The sequence below is a fragment of the Phnomibacter sp. genome, assembly GCF_036803085.1.
Classification (GTDB): domain Bacteria; phylum Bacteroidota; class Bacteroidia; order Chitinophagales; family Chitinophagaceae; genus Phnomibacter.
The window spans coordinates 277,841-300,344 of record NZ_DAIRUZ010000003.1; the positions used below are offsets into that span (position 1 = coordinate 277,841).

The following is a 22,504-nucleotide window of genomic DNA, read 5'->3' on the forward strand; positions in this document are numbered from 1 at the left end:
TAATGATGAATGTGCGAGAAGGTCTGTACAAAATTGGTGCAGACCTTCTCTTTTTGGCTGGTGGTAAAGAATGAGACAATTAGCTAATTAGCTGATGTGCTGATGACAATCTCTTCATCAGCTACTGAACCAAGAGACTTGAGCTGCAAGGCGCAGACCTGCTTTTTTGTTGACAGGATTTACCAATGTACATCATTGTGTTTGAACTGTTTATTGGTTAATTTGCCATTAGCACATTGGCATATTAGCCAATTAGCACATTAATCATGAAATCCCTCCTCCTCATTCGTCATGCCAAAAGCAGCTGGGACAGCCCCACGCTGCAAGACTTTGACCGGCCATTGAACGACCGCGGTTTGAAAGATGCACCCATGATGGCGGAGCGATTGCTGAGCAAAAAAGTACACATTGATGGCTGGGTAAGCAGCACCGCCAAAAGAGCTTTTACTACTGCCAAACTCTTTGCTGCGGCATACAAAGTAGATGCACAACACATCAGCACTTATCAGGCGCTGTACCATGCGCCACCCTTGATATTTGAACAGGTGATTGCACAGCTCAACGATGATTGGAAAACAACAGCCATCTTCAGCCACAACCCCGGCATTACCGAATTTGCCAACCAACTGGGAGTGGCCCGCATTGATAATATGCCCACCTGCAGCGTGTTTGGCGTTCATTTTTTATGCGACCATTGGAAAGATGCACTGAGCAGTGAAGTGCGTTTTTGGTTGTTTGATTATCCTAAGAATTTTTGATTTGTTGCTAAAACGGTGCTTTGGAGCTACAAACCACCAAGGCACGATGGTTTCTCAAAGGTCACAAAGTATGGTTCCTTTCTTTAGTACTCTTTTTGCCTGCTTTGTGTCTTAGTGGTTACGACTCTGGTATTTGAACAGCATACACTTCTATTTCCGGTTTACAATCAATACACCGCTGGCAATCATGGCACCTGCCAGCAATTGCTGCCAGCCTATGTGTTCGTTTAAAAACAACACCCCAATAATGGCGGCAAAAAATGGCTGCGTATAAATGTAGCTGCCCGTAATGCCGGGGCCCAAATGCTTGATACCAAACACATTGAAGAGATAGGGTAAAAACGTTCCGCCGATAATTACAAAAAACATCGCCATCCATCCAGTGGCGGGCATAGCTGCAAATTTGGTTTGCATAAAATCGCTGAAACCAATGGGTACCAAAAACAACATGCCGAGTGTAAACACCCAACGAATTACTTGAATGGGATGATACTTTTCCATCAGCGGCCGCACCCATACAAAATAGAGTGCATAGCTGATGCTGTTGATGACAATCATGATATCGCCCAACAACATTTGGCTGCCCTCTTTTTGCCCTGTCCGACTCAGTACCAGCAAGCAGGCACCAGAAATGCCAAGGGTTAAACCAATGCCCTTGTTGCGGGTAAAAGGTTCGTGTAGCAACCACGCTGCCGCCACAGTAATAAAAATGGGGGAGCCCAGTGATAGCAATGAGCCATGAATACTGGAAGTAAGCGACAGCCCTTTGATGAATAAAATCTGATTGATAACGACACCACAAATGGCGCAGAGCAAAAACCGGGGCAGGTCTTTTTTGTCAATGCCTGCTCTTACGGGCTTGAATAAAAACAATACCCAAAACAACAGTACACTGCCTACAATCCGCACCACATTGAGGGCAAAGGAGCCCATGAGCGTTGGCGTCAGCATTTTTACCATACTGTAGTTTACCCCAAACAAGAGGTTGGCGCCCATCACCGCCAGGTGTGCTTTGGTAGTACGTTGCATATGCTGCCGGCAAAAGTAGTTCGCACAAGCTTGTGCCAGCACATACTTTACCCATTTCGAAAAACAAAAAACCTGTGCAGCTGCTGCTATATTTTTTTCGCCACAGATGCACTGATTAAAAAGCAGCAGCGATAATCCGTTACATCCGTGCCATCAGCATACCTATTCAATGACCGGTTGAAAATGTTTCCTTCACCCAATTCGATACAAATGCCTGCAAACGCTCTGATGCTTGCGGTTGTGGCAATACTTGCCAGTTGAAAGTTTCGGCTTGTTGCAAGGCATCAATCAAATCGAAATCCTCTTGCGCAAAACAAATTGCTTGATGTTTCGATGCTAAGGTTTGCGCCAGATACTCCTGTTCTGTTTGGCCGGGTGTAGGAATGAGCAAACATTTTTTACGTAGTGTATAAGCATCCATCAACGTACTATAGCCGCCACGGCAAACGATGTAGCCCGATTGCAACATGGCCGTTTGCAATGCTGCTGTGGGCAGATGATTGTGCACCGTTACATGCGGCAGGTTGTAATGCGTCGCGTCATCCGCATTGGGCAAGCCACGCACCAATATGGCCTTTCCATGAAAATGCTGCAGCTGTTGCAGCAAGCGGTTTTCCAACATGCTCCGCTGCGGCTCGGGCCCCGATAGCAACATCATCACTTCGTATGCTTTTGCTTGTTCAGGCTGTGCCTGCATGCGGCTGAGCCAACCCACATAGTGCACGGGAATGCGAGGCATTACCCATGGATGACCCAAGATACCACTGAGAGCAGCGGTTGTATTTGCTTCATCGGGTACCCAGCAGGCGGTAAATTTTTCGATGCGCTGGTAAAAGAATTTTCTTGCCAAAGCTTGCAACCAACCCCAGCCTTTGGGCATGGCTGGTTGCAATTGATGCGTTATCAAAATACTGGGGCATGCAGCATGGTACAATCCATACCGATTGTCTGAAATGACCGCATCAAAATGTTGTGTAGCCTGCAGTTGCTGCAACCATGCATGTTCAGCACGAATGGCTTTTACAATAGCCGGTACCTGCTGTAGTAAACTGCGTAGCACATGGCCTTTGCCAAAATGAATGCCATAGCCCGGTAAGCGGTGCATGGTTAGTTGTGGAAATGCTTCCTGCAATAACCGGGCGGGTGGCCCATCGGCCGCCAGCGATACCCGGCAACCAGCTTGCAGCAATGCATGAATGATGGGTATGCAGCGGGTAGCATGACCAAGGCCCCAATCGAGTGGTGCTACCAGAATGTGTGACGGTTGCTGCATTTTTTTGTACAATGGAAAATGAAATTAGGTTTTTAAACGTTCTACACAGTTGATGAGCCAATGCAGGGTGCACCGTATCATTGCAAAGCAGCTCACAAAAAAACTTCACTATGCAAAACAAAATGAATTGGCTACTGGTTTTGGTATTGGCGGTCTGCCTTGTATCCTGCGCCGGTAGCAGAGGTAGTAAAGGCTGTGGCTGCCCCCAAAAAAGTGGTATGGTTGGCTATTGAGTAGTAAGCAGTAGCACGCCCAACTGCATCATCAAGAATTTTGTAAAAGCCCATGATTCGGAAGCCTTTGGTGGCCAATGTAATACTGGCCAAGGAGTTTTATTCGGAAAGTGCCAAAGCCGCAGAACTGCACTGCATTGAGCAAATGTTGGGGCACATTCAGCAAACAGCCAAGTGGGCCGAAGTAGTGGAAGTGGCTGATCTCAAAAAGTTTCGGTTAATACAAAAGCCTGCCAAAGTGAGGCAGGCTTTGCAAGCGTTATCTTCGGATAAACCATTTGTATTTGTGCTGCACAAATGCTGAGGTTTTTCAATCTTACACAATCGCTTTTACCACATTCCAAATTACTTTGGGCTTACCCAATGTATAATAGTGTAATACAGGTACACCGTTCGCTTTCAGCTCTTTTGATTGCTGAATGAGCCACTCTGTTCCTACCTGTTCTACTTCCGCATCGCTTTTGCATTTCATCACTTCCAGGCTCAGTTCTGTAGGTAAGTCTACATGAAAAATACGGGGCAATACCGTGAGTTGTTTTTTGGTGGTCAGCGGTTTCAAACCCGGAATAATGGGCACATTGATACCAGCAGCACGACAGGCTTTTTCAAACTCAAAAAACTTCTGGTTGTCGAAAAACATTTGTGTCATGATGTAATCTGCCCCACCATCCACTTTCTCTTTCAGGTATTGCAAATCAATTTCCAGGTTGGGGGCTTCAAAATGTTTTTCGGGATAGCCCGCTACGCCAATGCAAAAATTGGTTTTGCCGCCATTCTGAATATCGTCTTCCAAATACAAGCCGTGGTTCAGGTCTACTACCTGCTTCAGCAGGTCGGTGGCATGATGGTGACCATCGGGATGCGGTACAAATGAAGGTTCATTTTTTTCGGCATCACCGCGAAGCACCAGCACATTGTCGATGCCAAGAAAATGCAAATCGATGAGGGCGTTTTCTGTTTCCTGTTTGCTAAAGCCACCGCAAATAAGGTGCGGCACTGCATCTACATTGTAGTGGTTGCGCAGTGCTGCGCAAATGCCTACAGTACCGGGGCGTTTCCGCACTTCCACTTTATCAAAACTGCCATCGGCTTTTTTCTTAAACATGGTTTCTGCACGGTGGTAAGTCACATTGATCCATGGTGGCTGAAACTCCATCAATGGATCGAGGTGATCGTACAACGTTTGAATGGTTTTACCCTTGAGTGGAGGCAGCACTTCAAACGATACCAATGTATTGCCGGCGGCCTTTTGTATGTGTTCCGTTACTTTCATGATTGCTGGTGAATGGATTGCAAATGTAGCCGATTGCAATAAACGGATGCTGCAAAGTGGAGCGATTCTGTGCAAACGTCGGCGTAGTGCTCCACGCTGCATTTAACGCTTTACTGCATGCCATCCGCCATGCGCCCCTTACATTTGCTGCAAATTATTTCAGCCTTGCAACTCACCATTCAAACCAATAATCTGGTAAAAACCTACAGCGGCCGAACCGTGGTGGATCATGTATCGGTGCATGTAACGCAGGGCGAAATTGTGGGCTTGCTCGGGCCCAATGGTGCCGGCAAAACCACCAACTTTTACATGGTGGTAGGCCTCATCCGGCCCGACGAAGGCGAAGTTTTTCTCAACGACATCAACATTACCAAACTGCCCATGTACAAGCGGGCACAAATGGGTATTGGGTATCTGCCACAGGAAGCCAGCGTGTTTCGAAAGTTGAGTGTGCAAGACAACATCATGGCTGTGTTGGAAATGACGAAGCTTACCAAGGCCGAACGCCAACACAAAATGGAGCAGTTGCTGGAAGAGTTTAACCTGGGCCATGTACGAAATAACAATGGCGACAGCCTGAGTGGTGGCGAACGCCGTCGTACAGAAATAGCCCGTGCATTGGCGGTGGATCCCAAATTCATTTTGCTGGACGAACCATTTGCAGGTGTTGACCCCATTGCGGTGGAAGACATTCAAACCGTGGTGGCCCGCCTCAAGTACCGCAACATCGGCATCCTCATTACCGACCATAACGTAAACGAAACCCTCAGCATTTGCGACCGTGCTTACTTGCTCATTGAGGGTAAAATTTTCCGCCATGGCACAGCGCCACAACTGGCCGATGATGAACAGGTTCGGCGCCTCTACCTCGGCACCAACTTTGAGCTTCGCCGAAAAGACTGGATTATAGAAATGGAACGAGATCAGGCACAGAAAAAGCAAGAAGCCACAACCAACGACGCCTCCGATTAACCAACAATATTTATTCCGATTGCAGCTACTCACTCCACACACATCTTTTTTCACCATCCATCTTGCTGTTTTGTATGTACTTTAATACTACACAGCACTCGTCAAAAACACCACATACATGTCTGCATCATTACGTGATTATATTGAATCCATTGTTTCCATCAGCGATGATGAGTTCGACTACATTTTGGGTGCCTTTGTACCCATTACTGTAGCTAAGGGAGAACTGCTGTTGCATCAGGAACATGTTTGCAATTATTTCTACTTTGTAGAATCCGGTGCCATCCGTATGTACACTGTCCGGGAAAGCGGCGAAGAATCCACCAGGTACATTAATACAGAGGGTCAAATGGGTACGGCACTGGTATCGTTTATGAACCATCAGCCTTCTTTTGAAGCCATTCAGGCGATTGAAAAATCAGAAATTCAACGGATTTCCTATACCCGTTTTCACGAACTGGCCCGTAAAATTCCGGCATGGCAGCAACTTTACATTACCCTGTTGGAGCGGGCATTGCAATACAATATTTTCCGCCTCGAAACCTTTTTGACCATGGATGCACATGCCCGGTACGAGTGGCTGAGCCAGTCGCATCCCGAATATGTACAGCGTTTTCCGGTCAAGCTTTTGTCCAGCTTTTTAGGCATCAGCCGCGAAACCCTCAGCCGCCTGAGAGCCATAAATTAAGCGGCACAAAAAAGGCTGCCGCTATAAAGCGACAGCCATCGTTATCACAAGCAATCACAAAACTAAGTTCCCAAATAAACCGGGGCAATCAACTCCCGGCCATTCGTAGCAGCAATAATATTAATATTTTGTGAATGACCAACACTTTTCATCCACGCTGTTTACACATTCCACGTTTTCAAGATGTTATGTACTGTCTGCCCCTCCGTTTTCATAAAGATTTCTAAAATCTGCGAAATGTTTCGTAGAAATAATTTCTTCTCTATATTTGATCTACGAAAATCTTCTTAGATATGAAAAAAATACTTGGCCTGGCTGTGGCACTGCTTAGTGTAAGCGCAGCAATGGCCCAAACAAAACCCGCTTCGCCCAAAGCCCCTCAGAAAAAAGTGATTGAGGAAAAAGTGTTTGTGACCTCCCCCGACGACAAAGAGAAAACCGTGATAGTGATAGAAGATGGCAAAGTGACCATCAATGGAAAACCTGCCGCGGAGTTCAAAGGCAACAAACGCATCGTGATCAACGGCAACACTATGAGCATGGCGCCGAATGCAAAAACCAAAACCATGGTACGCAAAGGTGAGCCCAAAGCTTTTTTGGGCGTGGGTACCGAGCCCGGCGATAAAGGTGCCAAGGTAATTGAAGTGGTAGAAGAAAGTGCCGCTGCCAAAGCGGGTCTCCAAGTGGGCGATGTGATTCTGCAGGTGAATGAAGAAAAAATCAACTCACCCGAAAGCTTGTCTGCTGCGGTACGCAAGCACAAGCCCGAAAGCGTGGTAGACCTTGTGTATGAAAGAGAAGGCAAGGAAAAGAAAACAAAAGTGACCCTAGGCAAAAACGAAGACATGTTTACAATGGAAGGTGACTTCGATTTTGGAGATGAATTCCGTGGGTTCAATTTTAATATGGAACCACCCGTAGCGATGACCATGCCCCGCAACGGGCAGCGGTTCGAGTTCCGCGGTGCGCCGGAAGGCTTTGGCTGGTTTGGCCCCAATGATCGGCCCAAATATGGCTTGAATGTAGAAGACAATCCTGATGGAGATGGCGCCAAGGTGAGCAGTGTAGAAGCGGAAAGCAATGCGCAAAAAGCCGGCCTGCAAAAGGATGATATCATCACCGCTGTAGAAGAGAAAACTATCAAAACGGTTGATGACCTACGTGAAGCATTGGCCGAAAGCCGAGAAAAATCAAGCATTTCCATCAAACTGCAACGCAATGGCAAAGCAGAAACGCTAACGCTGAAAGTGCCTAAGAAAATTAAAACCGCCGAGCTATAATTTTTTCATTGGCGGTTCAAAAGGCCTTTGCCCCTGTGGCAGAGGCCTTTTTATTGATAGGGCTGGCAGCAGGGCTTTACATTTGCAGCATGTCGTCATCCTACGAAATCGTCGTTGGTCTGGAGGTACACATTCAGCTACTGACCCAAACAAAATTGTTTTGCGCCGATACCACCAGCTTTGGTTTGTCGCCCAATAGTCAGGTGTCGCCCATTAGCCTGGCACACCCCGGCACTTTGCCGGTGCTCAACAAACAAGCCGTTGAGCAGGCCATCAAACTAGGACTGGCTTTGAACTGCCAGATTGCTGCTGTCAGCCATTTCGACCGCAAGCATTATTTCTACCCCGATTTGCCGAAGGCTTACCAAACCACCCAACTCACAGAACCCATTTTAGTAGGTGGTTTTGTACGTACCGAATTGAGTGATGTGCCCATTCACCACATTCATTTGGAAGAGGACGCCGGCAAGAGTATACATGATGCAGATCCATTGTACAGTTGCATCGATTTGAACCGGGCTGGTATGCCCCTGTTGGAGCTCGTTACAGATCCGGCCATCCGCAGCAGCGATGAAGCCTTTGCTTTTTTGACCGAGCTGCGCAAATTGGTACGTTGGTTGGGCGTATGCGATGGCAACATGGAAGAAGGCAGCCTGCGCTGCGATGCCAACATTTCAGTGCGGTTGAAAGGTGAACCAAAACTTGGCACCAAAGTAGAAGTGAAAAACCTCAACAGCATCCGCAATGTAAAGCGGGCCATTGATGCCGAAGCGCAACGACAGATACAGCTGTTGCAAAACGGCGGCACAATAGTGCAGGAAACCCGCGGCTACAATGCCGATAACAATACCACCCTTCCGCAGCGGGAAAAAGAAGAAGCCAATGATTACCGCTATTTCCCCTGCCCCGATTTGCCACCGTTTACTACTACTCAAGAACAAATAGACAACATCCGAAAGGCTATGCCAGCATTGCCACAACATTTGCAGCAGCAATGGATGACCACGCATCAGCTATCGGTGCAGGATGCACAGGTGCTGAGTGAAGAAAAAGCACTGGCGGATTACTTTGAAGCATTGCTGGCTATTGGCACTGCTGCCAAGCCTGCAGCCAACTGGCTCATTGGCCCCATTAAGAGTTGGTTGAACGAGCAACAAATGAGCATAGATGCCTTTCCGTTATCTGCTGTCGCCTTGCAATCTTTGATTGCGTTGGTGCAGGAAGGAAAGGTAAATTTTAGCATGGCCGCCACCAAATTGCTACCAGCATTGATAGCTGCACCCGGTGAAGATGTGGCTGCATTGGCACAACAGCTTGGCATAGTACAAGCTGATGATAGTGATGCCACTGAAGCATGGGTAAATGAAGCATTGGCTGCCATGCCGGATAAAGTGAAAGAATACCAGAAGGGCAAGAAAGGATTGATTGGCTTGTTTGTAGGCGAAGTAAAAAAACGCTCCAAAGGCAAGGCCAATCCACAGTTGGTAACCAAACTGCTGGAAGAAAAACTCAATGCCTGATTCATTTAACTCATACCAATTGATGCCATTCAAATTTTCATACAAACAAAGCGCTGCTGCTGTATTGCTGGCACTGGGTATGTACAGCTGTCAGCAAAGTACCAATACCGATTTGGTGGTAAAGGGCACATTCAGCAATGCCACCGGTGGTAAAATATTATTAGCCGAATTGCCCTACGCCGCTGCACAAAGAATTGTGGTTGATTCTGCCTATCTGATAGACAGCCTCGGTCGTTTTCGATTGCACACACCCATGAGTCAGGAATCGGTGTACCAGTTGTTTATTTCCAACGGGCCGGGCTTATTGTTTATCAATGATGCACCGGATATTGAAATTGTAGCAGATGCAAAAAAGCCTGAACAATTCAGCGTTAGTGGCTCGCCTGCCAGCAGTAGCATACAAGCATTATACAACAGTTTTGAAAAAGCATATACCGAATGGAAAACCGCAGAAGCAGCAGCCATAGCGGCCGATAAACCGGGCAAGCAAAACGATAGTTTGCGTACAGCAACACTGCAGCAACGTGATAAACGTTATACTGCATTGCAACAATTGTTCAGCAGCTATATTGGCAAAGAACCCAATGCAACTGCACAGTATTTTGCGCTGGGCATGGCGCATCGTTTTTTGCCCGGCAGCCAATGGCAGCAATTGCTGAAAACAGCACAGGACAAGCATCCGCAGCACCCCGGCCTGCAATTATTGGAGCAGCGATTGGTAACAGCCAATGCACCAGGCACTCATTTGCTCAACAAACCTGCGCCAGAAATTCAACTGCCCGACAGCAGCGGCAAACAAGTTGCACTGAGTAGCCTGCGGGGCAAATGGGTGTTGGCGTATGTATGGGCCGGGTGGGATAGTAGCAGCAGAAAACAAGCCATTGTACTGCGCAAAACACAATCGGCATTGTACAAAAAGAACCTCGTTTTTTTAGGCTTATCCATCGATAAAGAAAGAAGTTCCTGGATAGAAGCCATTCGACAAGATTCTGTACCTGCCATTCAGCTCAGCGATTTGCAATACTGGGACAGTAAAGTGCTGCGCCAATTAGATATTGAAAAAGTTCCTTTTACAATGCTCATTGATCCAACGGGAGTTGTAAAAGCGGTGAACATTGCTGATTCGGTTTTCGTAAACACTGTGAGTTCATTTGTGCGGTAATTACACGATGGGTTTACCCCATAGAAAAAGCCACCGGTTTTACCCGGTGGCTTTTTAGGTATCACAACGTCTTCTCTCGATTAGTTGTCTGTCATCAGGGCATTCAGCTGCAATTCAGATGCAGGAATAGGCCAGATGTAGTTTTGACCAGTAGAAGGAACGGCTGTAACGCCAGGCTTAGCAGGCAGTGGCATACCAAGGCGGGTGTTGTCGAAACCAGCTAAACCTTCGCCGAGGAACTCAATGCGACGCTCAATCATAATTGCATCGGCAAGTGCATCTGCATTAGCGAAGTCGCCTGCAGCAAATACGGTAGAAGCATCAGAACGACCACGAACTGCGTTCAGCAAAGCAATGGCTCTTGCATCAACAGTATTGGTAGAGCGGGTGATGGCTTCTGCAAGGCTCAGCAACACTTCAGGATAGCGCAACACTGGTGCCCAATCGGTGTATGGTGCAGCAGTGGTGTACTTGTTCAACCAAGGCTTGCTGGCAGCAGTCAGGATTTGAGCACGACGGGCATCACCGGCTTTCCAACCAGCATTAGCAAACACACCTGCAGGGTTTACAGAATATTCTGCACCACCACCAGCCTGGCTGTCGTGACGATAATAGAAACCCAACTGGTTTTGGGTGCCGGGCGCTTCGTTGCTATAGAAAGGCATTGACAGAATACTTTCTACTGTAGTGTAGTTGGTAAATGTGGTATTAAATGAAGCGTTCAACGCATGACGTACACCAGTTGGCGCTACAAACGGAGCGGTAGCAGGTACCAGCTTGTTGGCTTCTGTTATTACATCAGCATAACGACGCATGCCCAGCAATACTCTTACTTTCAAAGCGATTGCTGTGTTTTTGTGTGCACGAATCACATTTTGAGTAGCATTGGCATTGGTCAATGGCAGGTTGGTTTCAGCAAAGTTCAGGTCATTCAAAATTTGCGTGTACACTTCTGCTACTGTATTCCGGGCCATATCGAAGTTGGAGCTACCAGTGTTTGGTGTTAAGCGCAAAGGCAAACCGGGTTTAGAACCGTTGCCATCCCAAAATGGGCGGGCATACAGGTTTAACATGGCATGGTAGCACATGGCACGAACCAAACGAGCTTCGGCACGGTAAGCATTCGCTTTGGTGGCACCTACTACAGATTCTCCTTTTGAATCCATACCGGCCAGAAATACGTTGGCCAGGTTAATAGCGTAGTAAGCACGGCTCCATACAGCTTCTACGCTGTTGCCAGAACTGTTGGCAGGGCCGTAGTTGTACACGTCGAAGCCGGTAACCACGTTGGTTCTTTCGTTTACAAAATCAACACCACGGATGTCGTTGAACACCTGGAGTCGGCCGCCATACAAACCAGCGTTTTTAATGGTAGCATAGAGTGCTTTAACCTGTCCTTCAATGCGGAGATCGCTGTCGAATGCCGAGAGATCAGAAATCTGATTGGTAGGCACCGGGTTCAGGAACTCGTCTTTTTTGCAAGAAGCCAACTGGAACAGAACAGTGGCTGCTGCTATGTTGAATAATATCCTTTTCATCTTCATCATTTTGTAATTAAAAATTAGAACCCAATGTTTACACCGAGGGTGATTGTACGAGCATTACCTACGGAGTTACGGTCTACACCCTGGTTGGTGCTACCAGTACCGTTTGATGATACTTCAGGATCTGGACCAGGATATTTGGTCAAAATCAACAGGTTATTGCCAGATACATAGAAACGGGCACTGCTGATTTTTGCTTTGCTCAGTAAAGACTGAGGCAAATTGTAAGACAATTGAGCGGTACGCAGTTTGATGAAGTCGCCCTTAAACACGTTTACATCCAATGGGAACGAAGAACCGTTTGATACGTTGTCGCCGAAGTAAGGCTTAGGCATATCGGTTTGGTCACCAGGCTTCTGCCAACGACGCAGCACGTCGGTTGAGTTGTTCCAGAAGCGCTGATCACGAAGACCAGCATAAGTACCCCAGTACACGTAGAAGCCAGCCTGGTAAGTAAACAAGGTGTTCAATGAGAAGTTGCCGAAGTTGAAAGTATTATCCCAACCACCTACAAAACGTGGGTTGGTGTTTTTGTATACAACCGCATCGGCAGAGCTTACGTTTGGAGCACGTGTACCATCGGCATATTCAAAGTTGAAGCCGCTGGCAGCACGGAACTGGTAAAACACCTGACGGCCTTGTGAGTTGATGAAAATACGACGACCAGTTGCTGGATCAACACCGGCTGTACGGGTAACAAACAAGCTGCCTACAGGGCTGCCAGGAACTGTAATGTTTACTGTTTCCAAACCACTGGTGGCTGATAATACGCGGTTCAAACCAGGTGCCAGTGAGGTTACTTCGTTTTCGTTGAAGTTGAAGTTGAATGAAGAAGACCAGCTAAAGTTTTTCTTACGAATTACCTGAGCGTTTACGGCCATTTCAATACCCCTGTTGTACATGGTACCAACGTTAGTAGGCACTGAGCTTGGCATACCGGCACTTGGTGGGGCAGGCACGTTCAGGATCAAACCATCCACATCGTTGTTGTAGTATGAAAGTTCGGCAGTAATGCGGTCATTCATGAAGCCGAAGTTCAGACCGATATCCAGTTTGTTACTGGTTTCCCAGCCAAGAAGGTTGTTGCCCACCTGGTTGAACACCAGGGTGCCGGTTTGGCCATACAAGCCAGAACCGAATGTGCTGAGCGAAGCAAAGTCGCCCAGGCCGGCAATATTACCTACACGGCCATAGCTACCACGCAGTTTCATGCTGCTGAAAATAGAAGACAGTTTAGAAGTTGCCCAGAAATTTTCGTTGGCAATTTCCCATCCTGCAGATACACCCCAGAAAGTACCATACTTTCTGTCGCTACCCAGTTGAGAGGCGCCATCACGACGAATATTGGCGCTGATGAAATACTTCTTGTCGTAGTTATAATTCAAACGACCGAACTCAGAAACCAGATACCTTTCGCCAATGCCCAAACCGGCAGTGTTTGGCGTAGCCCAACCACCCTGAATGTTCGTAAAGTTTGGATCGTTTACCTGAATACGGTTCAAACCAAAACTCTTGGCAGTAACACGCTGCTGTTCCACACCACCCAGTACAGAGAAATTGTGTGCACTACTCACTTTGAAATCATATTGTGCAGTGGTTGTCCATACCCAGTTTTTGCGGTTGGCAAAACTACTGGTGGCAGAACCGTTATTACCAAAACCTTCGCCAGATAGGGGGCTCAAATAAATTTCGTTTTCAGTGTTCAAATAGTCAACACTGTATTGTGTACGAATAGCCAAACCGCTCAGGGGGCGCAATTCAGCAAACAGGTTTCCGAGAAAACGGTTGTTTTCAGAGTTACTTCTGTTTAAATCGAGAGCAATAGCGGGGTTATTAAAACCAACCTGACCTACTCTGTTATTCATTACACCAATAAACGTACCGTTTACGTTGTAGGTACCATCATTATTGAATGGTGCTACGTTTGGTGCAGTAATCAAAGGCACACGACCTAAACCAGCTGTAGCAAATGCAGCACCAGGTATAGAACCAGAGCTGGCAGCAGCTTCGTTCAATTCATTTGAATACTGGATTTTACCACCAATAGTCAGCATTTTGCCCACCTTGGTATCGAAGTTGCCCAGCATAGAAATACGACGAAAATCGTTGCGCTTAATGATACCAGACTGATCAGTTACACCTGCAGAAAAATAGTAACGTGTAGCATCATTGGCGCCGCTCACATTTACGGTGTGGCTATGCTGAATACCAGTGCGGTAAACATAGTCGTACCAGTTGGTATTAATGGGTTTGCCATCTGGGCCATTGGTAAGATAGAATGCATTCGTGTTAGCATTGAAAGTGCCTTGGTTTTGTAGTGCCTCGTTTTTGTAATCGGTATACTGCTGTGCATTCAAGATGTTTGGCAAACCAAACACTTTAGAAAAACCAACCCAGCTATCGAGACTTACTTTAGCCTTACCAGTTTTTCCTCGCTTGGTAGTAACGAAGATTACACCGTTGGCAGCACGGCTACCATAAATGGCTGAAGCCGCAGCGTCTTTACTGATATCTATGCTTTCGATATCGTTGGGGTTAATACTGGCCAATGCGTTACCAGCAGCATCTGTACCACTGGCATCGCCAGAAAATACAGGCACACCATCAATTACAATGAGTGGCTGAGAACTCAAAGAAATTGAGTTGGTACCCCGTACCCGAATTACGGGTGGGTTGTTCAATACACCGTTAGGAATAGAAATTTGAACACCGGCAGCACGGCCACCCAATGATTGTTCGAAGCTTTGTACAGGGCGGTTGGCCACTTCCTGGCCAGCTACAGAGGCAATATTGCCTGTGATGTCCTTTCTTTTTTGGGTACCATAACCTACTACCACAACCTCGTCAAGTTTGTTTTCGGCTACTGCGAGTGCTACGTTTAATACCCCGTTTGCAGGAATGGGTAAGGTTACAGTTTCGTAACCAACGAAAGAGAAAGTGAGTGATTTGGCATTTGCAGGTACAGTAACACTGTAAGCGCCGCCATTTTCAGTTTTAGTACCAGCTCCGCCGCTAACCGCTACAGTTACACCTGCGAGGCCAGTACCGTCTTTGCTGTCAGTAACCTTGCCGGTTACTGTTTTGCCTTGTGCCAAAGCCATAATGCTCCAACACAGGCACATGCATGCCAATGCAATTTTTCTCATAATACATGTTTTAGTTTAGTGAATCAACTTATCACTTACTTCATCATTTTGCGTTGCGAAACACTTCTCTACCAATGCTGAGCACTTCAGCAATCACAAGATGATTCAATAAATAATAATGAAAATTTAAGACAGCTAAAATAAGGGAAATGATGCTTTACAATTCAAGCACTATATCTTCTTACAGGCCAGTTTTATTCCTGTTGATTGTAAACATAACTGTTGTTTATAATTTTTTTTCAAATTGAGATTGAAACTGAGGTGAACGGGTTTGCAACATCAAAAGGGCTACTCACTAATGTGAGTAGCCCTTTTTGAAAATTCATTTCACAATGAAATGACTATGTTTCTTACCAACCAGGATTTTGCTGTCCGGCAAGGTTAGGATTAGTAGTCATATCGTTTGTAGGAATAGCCCATGTAAACTTAGGATCGTTTGCGGCGATGTTAAGTGTATTGAAATTGGCCCCTACCTGAATGATGTTGGCATTTTGCTCGCCTCTGCGGGTAAAACCTTCGTTCCAACGCTTCAGATCCCAAAGGCGGTGACCTTCGAATGCGAGTTCACGGAAACGTTCAGCCTTGATTTCATTGAGCAGTGTTGTTCCGCTGATGCCGCTTAAAGCAGTCAGGCCTCTTGCAGTACGAAGATTGTTTAAATGGGTCAAAGCAGCCGACTCATTGGCGCTGCCCATTCTTGCAGCAGCTTCAGCAGCTATAAGGTACAGTTCAGCTACTCTGAAAATCTTGGGTGCTTGCTGATAGTTGGTAGTGGCACCAGTAAACAGGAGCGGATTGCCCTGATACTTATTTACCAGCCAAACATTGGGTACATCAGCACCTTGGAAAACGCAAAGTTTTCTTTCGAAATATACGTTTTTGCGAGTATCGGCATTATCATAGCTATCTACAACCCACTGGCTGGGGATGAAGTCTGGAACAAATTTGCCATTGGCAGGTACCAAGCCCAAATAGATAGCGTTGGTGTTAGCCAATTCAAGTGGACGGCTCACAAAAGATTGCAAAATGGTTTCCTGTGTAGCATCATCTCTCCAGTATGACAACAAACCCGCAGATGTGGTGTACAAAGGATAAGTACCTGAGCTAATTACTGATTCAGCTGCAGTTCTTGCACCTGGCCAGTCTTGCATCCAAAGCTTCACTCTTGCTTCCAATGCTTTTACAGCATGGATGGTGAAGCGGTTGGCACCTTGAGCACCATTTACACCGGCCAACAATGTAGCAGCCTGGGTAAGATCGCTCAGGATTTGATCGTACACCTGCTTAGCTGTAGCACGGGCTGGCTGGTCGGCAGGGTTGTACCGGAGCACCAGGGGCACACCTAGGTCTGTAGATGCAGTAGCCGGATTGTAGGCCTTAGAAAAACGCAGCATCAGCTCATGATAGATAAATGCTCTGATGGCATGTGCATTGCCCTTGTAACGATTCAACAGTGCCTGATCTGCAGCATTCGCAGCTGTAACATTAGGATATCCTTCAATGGCAGCATTCACATTTTTCAACGTAAAATAATAGCCACGCCATGTGTCGCGGATGGTATAATCATCGGCCAAAAAGCTGCTACCCCAACGGTGGAGGTTACCGTTTCTGTTACCATAGTCCAATGATGCGTTCAGCTGGTCTGCCTGTACATCCTGAGAAATGGTGTACAATCCGTACTGGAGACCACGAAGACCACCATACAGGTTGTTGTCGTAGGCTTTTGCATCATTCATGTTTTTGAATGACTGTGATAGTTCAATGCGATCATATGGAAACAGGTCCAGCTTTTTGGAACAACCCACCAGCGAAAGCGCCAGGCCAGTTGAAACAATCAGGTTATAATATATTCTTCTTTTCATATTCTCTGTATTTAATACTGTAAAGGTCTTTTACCACAATTATTAGAAACCAAGACTCAGGCCAACTACTATTTGCTTAGTGTTGGGGTTAGCACCCAATGAGAGGTTAGAGTCTACTTCGGGGTCAGGACCACCATAGTTAGTCAGCGTCCAGAGGTTTCTACCAGTGATGGTGAACTGGGCAGTTCTCAGGAATTTGCTCTTGTCCAATATAGCCTTAGGAATGTTGTATCCAACAGTGAGGCCTTTCAAACGCATGAAAGATGCATCCTGAATCAAACGTGAGTCAAACTGGGTAAACTGAACACCATAACGAGGGAAACGTGTGTTGTCGCCAGGCTTCTGCCAGTAATCGAGCACGTTTACAGACTGGTTAAAGCTAGGGAACTGGTTAGGATTCTCGAAGAAGTAAGCATCGTTGTTGATGAGGTACTTACCTTCTGAGAAGCTAAAGTTAGCATTCAGGAAGAAGCCTTTGTAACCTGCATCCAAACCAAAACCACCGTTGAATGGCGCGTAACGCTGAATACCTGTGGTTTGCTGGAGTGCCGATGAATTGAACGTGCTGGTAACACGGGTTGGGTCAGTTACTGAATTCTGCACGAAGCCATCCGGAGTTGTTGCATCTGGCAAATACCACTGTGGGTTACCATTTGTGGGGTTTACACCAGCCCAAATTGGGTAAAGGAATGTTACTGGCTGGCCAATTACATAGCTAACGCCAGTGTTTGGAACTACCCAGTAGTTTCTTCCTTGAAACAGTTCAGTGATTTTGTTTTTGTTGTAGTTCAATGCTACAAATGGAGTAATGAAGGCATCTTTTGACTTCAAAATGTCCGCACTTATTTCAAGGTCAATTCCTTTGTTTTGAATTGAACCAACGTTGTACCTAGCTTCATCGAAACCAGAAGTGTAGGGGAATGGTACCAGGAAATACTGAGCGCCTGTTTCGCGGATATAATAGTCAGCTTTGATGTTCAAACGCTTGAACAACACCATATCTACTCCAACAGTTGTTTGCTCTTGACTTTCCCAGCCCAGCTGAGGGTTACCCGCTGTGCTTATACCAAATGTGCTTTGATTTTCGTAAATGCCAGTACCTACAGTAGCCAGGTTGTCGTAGTTGCCAATAGCAGAGTTACCACTTGTACCAAAGCTTGCACGTACGTTCAGGTCTGTCAACCAGGTTGCATTTGCCAAAAAGTTTTCTTGCTTAGCTTTCCAAAGTACACCGGCAGACCAGAAATTGGCTGTACGTTTGTCTCTACCAAACCGTGAAGACTGGTCTTGACGAACAGAGAGGTCTACGAAGTATTTAGACTTAAAGCTGTAGTTCAAACGACCAAAGAAAGATTGGTAAGAATACTCTGATTTATATGAAGAAGCATTCCTGTTGTTTGGACCTGCACCAATCAAAAGCAGACGGTCATCAGTTTGACCATTTGAAGAACCAGAGAAACCAGAAGTCACACCTTTGATGTATTCCTGACCAGCCAATAAGGTAAAGTCATGATTGTTGGCAACCTCAAACTTGTATTCCATGGTATTGGTAACAGTGCTCTGAGAACCTCTTTCAAAAGATTCGCTGGTGCTACCATTATTTAAAGAACCGATGAATGAAGGCATTTGAATACTGGTAGTAGTGTAATCATATGCATCCATACCTGCCTGAGAACGAATCACCAAATTCTTGATGGGTGAAATTTCTGCGTAAGCAGTTGGGTTGAACTGTACGTTACGGCCATCAGAACGCAACTTATCAGCACGGTATTTAGGATTGTAACGGTTCCATCCAGGAATCAAATCAGGATACTCAACACCATTGGCATCAACAGGAGAATAGAAAGGAGCTGCCAACAATGCCAAACCACGGTTGGTGCTGTTTGAACCATCAGGGTTTGTTTGGCGCTTATCCAAACCACCAGACAGGTTTAAGCCAAACTTAAACCAGCTGTTTACCTGAGACTGAACGTTTGAACGGAATGTATAACGCTCAAACATTGAACGATAGGCCAAACCATCTTGCTTGAAGTAGCTACCAGAAACATAGTAAGTAGTCTTACCGCCGCCGCCACTCATGTTGGCATCCAACTGGAAAGTGGGTACGTTATTCTTATAGTACGTCTTATACCACTTAGTGTCATAAGGATACTGAGTCAACAGCGTGTTTATCTGTGCTTGTGTTCTGTAGCCGGTTGCAACCCAGAAATCTGTGAGTTGCTTGGTATTCATGAAGCTGTTGAACATGTCTTCAGTTGTTTCCACAAGGTTAGAAACACCATATTGTGTTGTTACATTCAACTGAGGAGCACTTGCACGGCCTTTTTTAGTGGTGTACAAAATAACACCGCTGGCAGCACGAGAACCATAGATGGCTGTGGTTGATGGATCTTTCAATACCGTAATAGATTCGATATCGTTAGGGTTGAGAGAAACGATGCTACCAGCACCTACTGGAATACCATCCAACACATACAATGGCGTGTTGCTGGCACCAAGTGAACCCACACCGTGCAATCTTACAGACGGTGTAGCAGAAGGCTCACCAGATGAAGAATATACTTGCAAACCACCAACTTTACCTTGAAGGGCATCCAACATGTTGGCTGCAGGCTTGTTTTCTACTACGGCACCATCCAGTTTGGTTAAAGAACCAGCCACATTAGCCTTCTTTTTACCAGTACCATAACCTACCACAACCACTTCATCCAGTTCATTATTTGTGTTGGTTAATACTACACCAATCTGGCTGCTGCTTCCAATGGTAATTTCTTGCGGTGCCTTACCAATGGCTGAAATCACAAGCACTTTGGCAGTGCTGTTTACTGTGATGGAAAAAGTACCATCTTCTTTTGTTACGGTTCCCTGCTTTGTTCCTTTTACTAAAACGGAAGCATTTGCTACAGGAGCACCTTTGTCGTCTGTCACTTTACCACTCAGGGTTTTGGTTTGTGCCAATAGCTGCAGTGTTGCAACTAAAAAACACAGCACCATTAGAGCTGTTTTTCTCATAACATTAATAATTGGTTTATTTCTCAAAAAAAGTTTGATGCCGTTTACTACTAAAACCAGTGCAGCCATAAACCGGCCGAAAGGACGCCAAATTTATGCTTGTTGGTAATATGATGTTGTTTTACTGTTAAATGCTGCATCAACTTGAAAACAAAGCCATAACCATTGGTTATAATTTTCAACAACATAATGGAGTGTTAGTCACGCAGGCATTCAACAACCTGTCATTTCATGACAAAAAAATGACAATTCTTTTTCTGTTTATTTTTTCTTCTCCCGCAATACTGCCAGCATGATTACCGGCAAAAACACCAGATTGGTAGCGGTAGCCACCAACAACGTCAACGAGGTGAGCCAGCCCAACGCAAACGTGCCGCCAAAACTGCTGAACATGAAAATGACAAAACCTGCCACCAGCACCAGCGAGGTATAAATGATGCTGATACCTGTGTGGCGGATAGTAGATGTAGTGGTTGCTAAAATATTGTAGTGATGCGTCGGCAGCTCTTGTTTGTAGTTCACCAAAAACCGGATAGTAACATCAATGGCAATACCCAAGGCCACGCTGAACACCAACACGGTGGACGGCTTGATGGCCACTCCAGCCCAGCCCATAATGCCGGCCGTAACCACCAAGGGAATGATATTCGGAATGAGTGAGCACACCAATATCCGAACCGATTTAAACAGGTACAACATAGTGAGGGCAATCAGTAAAAAGGCCCAGAATACACTCTCCTTCAAGCCATCGATGATAAACTTAGAACCCTCCAGATATGTAACCGAACTACCGGTAAACTGCACATTGTAAGTGCTATCAAATGTGGCTACCATCGGCCCGTCGGGCTGTTCCGGATTCTTCGGCTCCAGCGATGCCATGTTGAAAATAGTATCGGCTTTGAGTTTGAACGAATCGAGCAAAGCTGCCAAACGCACCGTACCCACATCGGCCATATTGATGCTGATACGTGCCCGCTGCTTATCGGCATCCATAAAGGTTTTGGTAAGTTTGGCCAACTGGCTGCTGGTATCGGCATTGGCATTGTTGCCGCCTTTGAGGTATGGCCCGATGAAGGCCATATCAAACTCGTTGGGCACCATATAGCTCAGGCTGTCTCCATCGTAGTAAGCCTGCTTAGCAAACTTGAGCCCTTCTACCAAACTCAGCGGACGGCCACATTCAGCATAGCCATTGATATATTCCGCCAACTCATCCATTTTGGTAATGGTTTTGAGGTTGCGGGTGATGGCGCCTTTTTTTCCGGCATCCACCACTATTTCCAATGGCATTACACCGCCAAACTGTTTTTCAAACCATTTGAGGTCGGTATAAATCACGTCGTTTTTCGGCAAGTCGTCTACAATGTAGCCCACACTTTTCAGGCGCAAAATGCCCAACACGGCTACCACCAGACAAACGGCAGTAATGGCGTACACCATTTTGCGGCGTTGCAACACCCAGTACTCCACTTTTACCAGCAGGTTTTCTAAAAAGCGGTTGCGCAGGTAGCGGGTATGCTTTTCTTGTGGCGGTGCCAGGTAGCTTAGTGCCGATGGAATGAGAATGAAGGAAATGACAAAAATGACCATGATGTTGATGCCGGCCACAATACCAAACTCTTTGAGCAAGGCACTTTCGGTAAGGGCAAACACCGCAAACCCCACTGCCGCTGCAATATTGCAAAACAGGGTGACGATACCCATTTTGCTTACCATATTCAAAATGGCTTCCCGCTTCAAAGCTTCAACGGAGGCACCCGTTGGCAGGGCTTTTTCTTTGACATTTATTTCCTCCCAACTCATATGATACTTGTTGAGGAAATAAATACAGTTGGGTATGCCTATCACAATCATCAATGGTGGAATGAGGGCATTGAGCAAGGTGATTTGGAAACCAAACAAATGCATGGTGCCAAGGGCCCAGGCTACGCCGAGAATGACCACCAGCATTGAAATAATAGTAGCGCTGGCCGAACGGAAAAACAATACCAAGGTGAGTACCGCCAATGCCAATGAACCAATGAGAAAATAGTTCATTTCGTTTTTGATGCGATCGGCTATTTGCGTACGGATAAAGGGCAAGCCACTCATGTGTACCTGTACCCCTGTGCTCTTGTGAAAACGATTTGTTACTTCCAGAATTTCATTTACCACACGGGTACGGTCTTTACTGGCCAGTATTTGCTTGTTGATGGTGGCACCCGCCAGATATGCTTTGGTATCGGGGTTATGCAGCAAGCCGCGGTAAAAAAACATACCATTGAATAAAGCAGCCGCACTATCAATCTGTTCTTGTGTTTGCACCGTGCTATCAAACAGGATGGTTGTTTGCAGCTTTTCGGTGCTATCATTTTTTTGCAGGTAGATGGCCGCCGGAACAGACAGCAGCCCTTCTACCCCACGTACTTGTTTTATATCGGCAAGCATTTGCCGGTAGGCATCAAAATGTGGCTTGCTGAAAAACTGCGGGTCTTCTACACCCATCACCAGTACACTGCCGTCTTCGCCAAACTTGTTTTTGAAAGCCTGATACTCCAAGTATTTTTCATTGTCGGTAGGAATGGCCTTTGAAAATTCGTAACTGAGTTTTACCTGCAATGCATGCCAGGTCATAAAACCCGAAGCTACTAACAACACAATCAACAGCACAAGCCTGTACTGCAGTACAAATTTTCCTAAGCGATACCACATGGTGATGAATCAAAAAAAGTAAACATTCAGCAGAAAGGGCCATTGCAAGAATGGGCTATAA

16 protein-coding genes are annotated in these 22,504 nt (G+C 46.1%); 7 read left to right on the plus strand and 9 right to left on the minus strand.

Going from position 1 to position 22,504, the window contains the following annotated elements; translation table 11 throughout:
• Nucleotides 1-266 precede the first annotated feature (266 nt).
• Complete coding sequence (locus V7Q13_RS08205; RefSeq protein WP_333800198.1) at nucleotides 267-758, plus strand: SixA phosphatase family protein; 492 nt, start codon at nucleotides 267-269, stop codon at nucleotides 756-758.
• A 150-nt stretch (nucleotides 759-908) separates the two neighbouring features.
• Here the strand turns inward: V7Q13_RS08205 and V7Q13_RS08210 are convergent, their stop codons facing one another.
• From V7Q13_RS08210 to V7Q13_RS08220, 3 genes are all read right to left on the minus strand, one after another.
• Entirely contained in the window at nucleotides 909-1,787 is an 879-nt protein-coding gene (locus V7Q13_RS08210) for a DMT family transporter (RefSeq protein WP_333800199.1), read from the minus strand.
• 166 nt (nucleotides 1,788-1,953) lie between these two features.
• A complete protein-coding gene (locus tag V7Q13_RS08215) occupies nucleotides 1,954-3,060 on the minus strand; it encodes a glycosyltransferase (protein ID WP_333800200.1) in 1,107 nt (368 codons plus the stop codon).
• Between the two features lie 131 nt (nucleotides 3,061-3,191).
• Nucleotides 3,192-3,347, minus strand: coding sequence for a hypothetical protein (locus V7Q13_RS08220; protein ID WP_333800201.1), 156 nt, complete (start codon nucleotides 3,345-3,347; stop codon nucleotides 3,192-3,194).
• Here V7Q13_RS08220 and V7Q13_RS08225 point away from each other — a divergent pair.
• Nucleotides 3,346-3,597 carry a hypothetical protein gene (locus V7Q13_RS08225; RefSeq protein WP_333800202.1) on the plus strand — a complete coding sequence of 84 codons (252 nt, stop codon included), beginning with the start codon at nucleotides 3,346-3,348 and terminating at the stop codon, nucleotides 3,595-3,597. The genes V7Q13_RS08220 and V7Q13_RS08225 overlap by 2 nt on opposite strands.
• Before the next feature lie 12 nt (nucleotides 3,598-3,609).
• Here V7Q13_RS08225 and V7Q13_RS08230 read toward each other — a convergent pair whose 3' ends face one another.
• A complete protein-coding gene (locus V7Q13_RS08230) occupies nucleotides 3,610-4,566 on the minus strand; it encodes a methylenetetrahydrofolate reductase (RefSeq protein WP_333800203.1) in 957 nt (318 codons plus the stop codon).
• Nucleotides 4,567-4,695: 129 nt separating this feature from the next.
• On the opposite strand from V7Q13_RS08230, the gene lptB reads away from it, so the two are divergent.
• The 5 genes from lptB to V7Q13_RS08255 all read left to right on the plus strand — a co-directional run bounded on the left by lptB (nucleotide 4,696) and on the right by V7Q13_RS08255 (nucleotide 10,188).
• On the plus strand, nucleotides 4,696-5,538 hold the full coding sequence (gene lptB / locus V7Q13_RS08235) for an LPS export ABC transporter ATP-binding protein (RefSeq protein ID WP_333800204.1): 843 nt from the start codon (nucleotides 4,696-4,698) through the stop codon (nucleotides 5,536-5,538).
• A gap of 118 nt (nucleotides 5,539-5,656) precedes the next feature.
• Complete coding sequence (locus tag V7Q13_RS08240) at nucleotides 5,657-6,226, plus strand: Crp/Fnr family transcriptional regulator (protein WP_333800205.1); 570 nt, start codon at nucleotides 5,657-5,659, stop codon at nucleotides 6,224-6,226.
• Nucleotides 6,227-6,519: 293 nt separating this feature from the next.
• Nucleotides 6,520-7,506: a PDZ domain-containing protein gene (locus V7Q13_RS08245; RefSeq protein WP_333800206.1), complete on the plus strand. Its 987-nt coding sequence runs from the start codon at nucleotides 6,520-6,522 to the stop codon at nucleotides 7,504-7,506.
• An 89-nt stretch (nucleotides 7,507-7,595) separates the two neighbouring features.
• Nucleotides 7,596-9,026: an Asp-tRNA(Asn)/Glu-tRNA(Gln) amidotransferase subunit GatB gene (gene gatB / locus V7Q13_RS08250; RefSeq protein ID WP_333800207.1), complete on the plus strand. Its 1,431-nt coding sequence runs from the start codon at nucleotides 7,596-7,598 to the stop codon at nucleotides 9,024-9,026.
• Between the two features lie 22 nt (nucleotides 9,027-9,048).
• Nucleotides 9,049-10,188, plus strand: coding sequence for a TlpA disulfide reductase family protein (locus V7Q13_RS08255; protein WP_333800208.1), 1,140 nt, complete (start codon nucleotides 9,049-9,051; stop codon nucleotides 10,186-10,188).
• An 80-nt stretch (nucleotides 10,189-10,268) separates the two neighbouring features.
• Here V7Q13_RS08255 and V7Q13_RS08260 read toward each other — a convergent pair whose 3' ends face one another.
• The 5 genes from V7Q13_RS08260 to V7Q13_RS08280 all read right to left on the minus strand — a co-directional run bounded on the left by V7Q13_RS08260 (nucleotide 10,269) and on the right by V7Q13_RS08280 (nucleotide 22,443).
• Nucleotides 10,269-11,726, minus strand: a complete 1,458-nt coding sequence (locus tag V7Q13_RS08260) for a RagB/SusD family nutrient uptake outer membrane protein (protein ID WP_333800209.1) — start codon at nucleotides 11,724-11,726, stop codon at nucleotides 10,269-10,271.
• A gap of 23 nt (nucleotides 11,727-11,749) precedes the next feature.
• Nucleotides 11,750-14,878, minus strand: coding sequence for a SusC/RagA family TonB-linked outer membrane protein (locus V7Q13_RS08265; RefSeq protein WP_333800210.1), 3,129 nt, complete (start codon nucleotides 14,876-14,878; stop codon nucleotides 11,750-11,752).
• A 350-nt stretch (nucleotides 14,879-15,228) separates the two neighbouring features.
• Entirely contained in the window at nucleotides 15,229-16,740 is a 1,512-nt protein-coding gene (locus V7Q13_RS08270; protein ID WP_333800211.1) for a RagB/SusD family nutrient uptake outer membrane protein, read from the minus strand.
• 42 nt (nucleotides 16,741-16,782) lie between these two features.
• Nucleotides 16,783-19,752 (minus strand): SusC/RagA family TonB-linked outer membrane protein, encoded by a 2,970-nt coding sequence (locus tag V7Q13_RS08275; protein WP_333800212.1) that lies wholly within the window; start codon nucleotides 19,750-19,752, stop codon nucleotides 16,783-16,785.
• A gap of 261 nt (nucleotides 19,753-20,013) precedes the next feature.
• On the minus strand, nucleotides 20,014-22,443 hold the full coding sequence (locus V7Q13_RS08280; RefSeq protein WP_333800213.1) for an efflux RND transporter permease subunit: 2,430 nt from the start codon (nucleotides 22,441-22,443) through the stop codon (nucleotides 20,014-20,016).
• Nucleotides 22,444-22,504 lie beyond the last annotated feature (61 nt).

Excerpts from the sequence above, each read along its gene's own strand:
- V7Q13_RS08210 (WP_333800199.1), bottom strand. The coding sequence starts at position 1,787 with ATGCAACGTACTACCAAAGCACACCTGGCGGTGATGGGCGCCAACCTC.
- gatB (WP_333800207.1), top strand. The coding sequence starts at position 7,596 with ATGTCGTCATCCTACGAAATCGTCGTTGGTCTGGAGGTACACATTCAG.
- V7Q13_RS08270 (WP_333800211.1), bottom strand. The coding sequence starts at position 16,740 with ATGAAAAGAAGAATATATTATAACCTGATTGTTTCAACTGGCCTGGCG.
- V7Q13_RS08260 (WP_333800209.1), bottom strand. The coding sequence starts at position 11,726 with ATGAAAAGGATATTATTCAACATAGCAGCAGCCACTGTTCTGTTCCAG.
- V7Q13_RS08230 (WP_333800203.1), bottom strand. The coding sequence starts at position 4,566 with ATGAAAGTAACGGAACACATACAAAAGGCCGCCGGCAATACATTGGTA.
- V7Q13_RS08275 (WP_333800212.1), bottom strand. The coding sequence starts at position 19,752 with ATGAGAAAAACAGCTCTAATGGTGCTGTGTTTTTTAGTTGCAACACTG.
- V7Q13_RS08205 (WP_333800198.1), top strand. The coding sequence starts at position 267 with ATGAAATCCCTCCTCCTCATTCGTCATGCCAAAAGCAGCTGGGACAGC.
- V7Q13_RS08265 (WP_333800210.1), bottom strand. The coding sequence starts at position 14,878 with ATGAGAAAAATTGCATTGGCATGCATGTGCCTGTGTTGGAGCATTATG.
- V7Q13_RS08215 (WP_333800200.1), bottom strand. The coding sequence starts at position 3,060 with ATGCAGCAACCGTCACACATTCTGGTAGCACCACTCGATTGGGGCCTT.
- V7Q13_RS08225 (WP_333800202.1), top strand. The coding sequence starts at position 3,346 with ATGATTCGGAAGCCTTTGGTGGCCAATGTAATACTGGCCAAGGAGTTT.
- V7Q13_RS08245 (WP_333800206.1), top strand. The coding sequence starts at position 6,520 with ATGAAAAAAATACTTGGCCTGGCTGTGGCACTGCTTAGTGTAAGCGCA.
- V7Q13_RS08280 (WP_333800213.1), bottom strand. The coding sequence starts at position 22,443 with ATGTGGTATCGCTTAGGAAAATTTGTACTGCAGTACAGGCTTGTGCTG.
- V7Q13_RS08240 (WP_333800205.1), top strand. The coding sequence starts at position 5,657 with ATGTCTGCATCATTACGTGATTATATTGAATCCATTGTTTCCATCAGC.
- V7Q13_RS08255 (WP_333800208.1), top strand. The coding sequence starts at position 9,049 with ATGCCATTCAAATTTTCATACAAACAAAGCGCTGCTGCTGTATTGCTG.
- lptB (WP_333800204.1), top strand. The coding sequence starts at position 4,696 with ATGCGCCCCTTACATTTGCTGCAAATTATTTCAGCCTTGCAACTCACC.
- V7Q13_RS08220 (WP_333800201.1), bottom strand. The coding sequence starts at position 3,347 with ATGGGCTTTTACAAAATTCTTGATGATGCAGTTGGGCGTGCTACTGCT.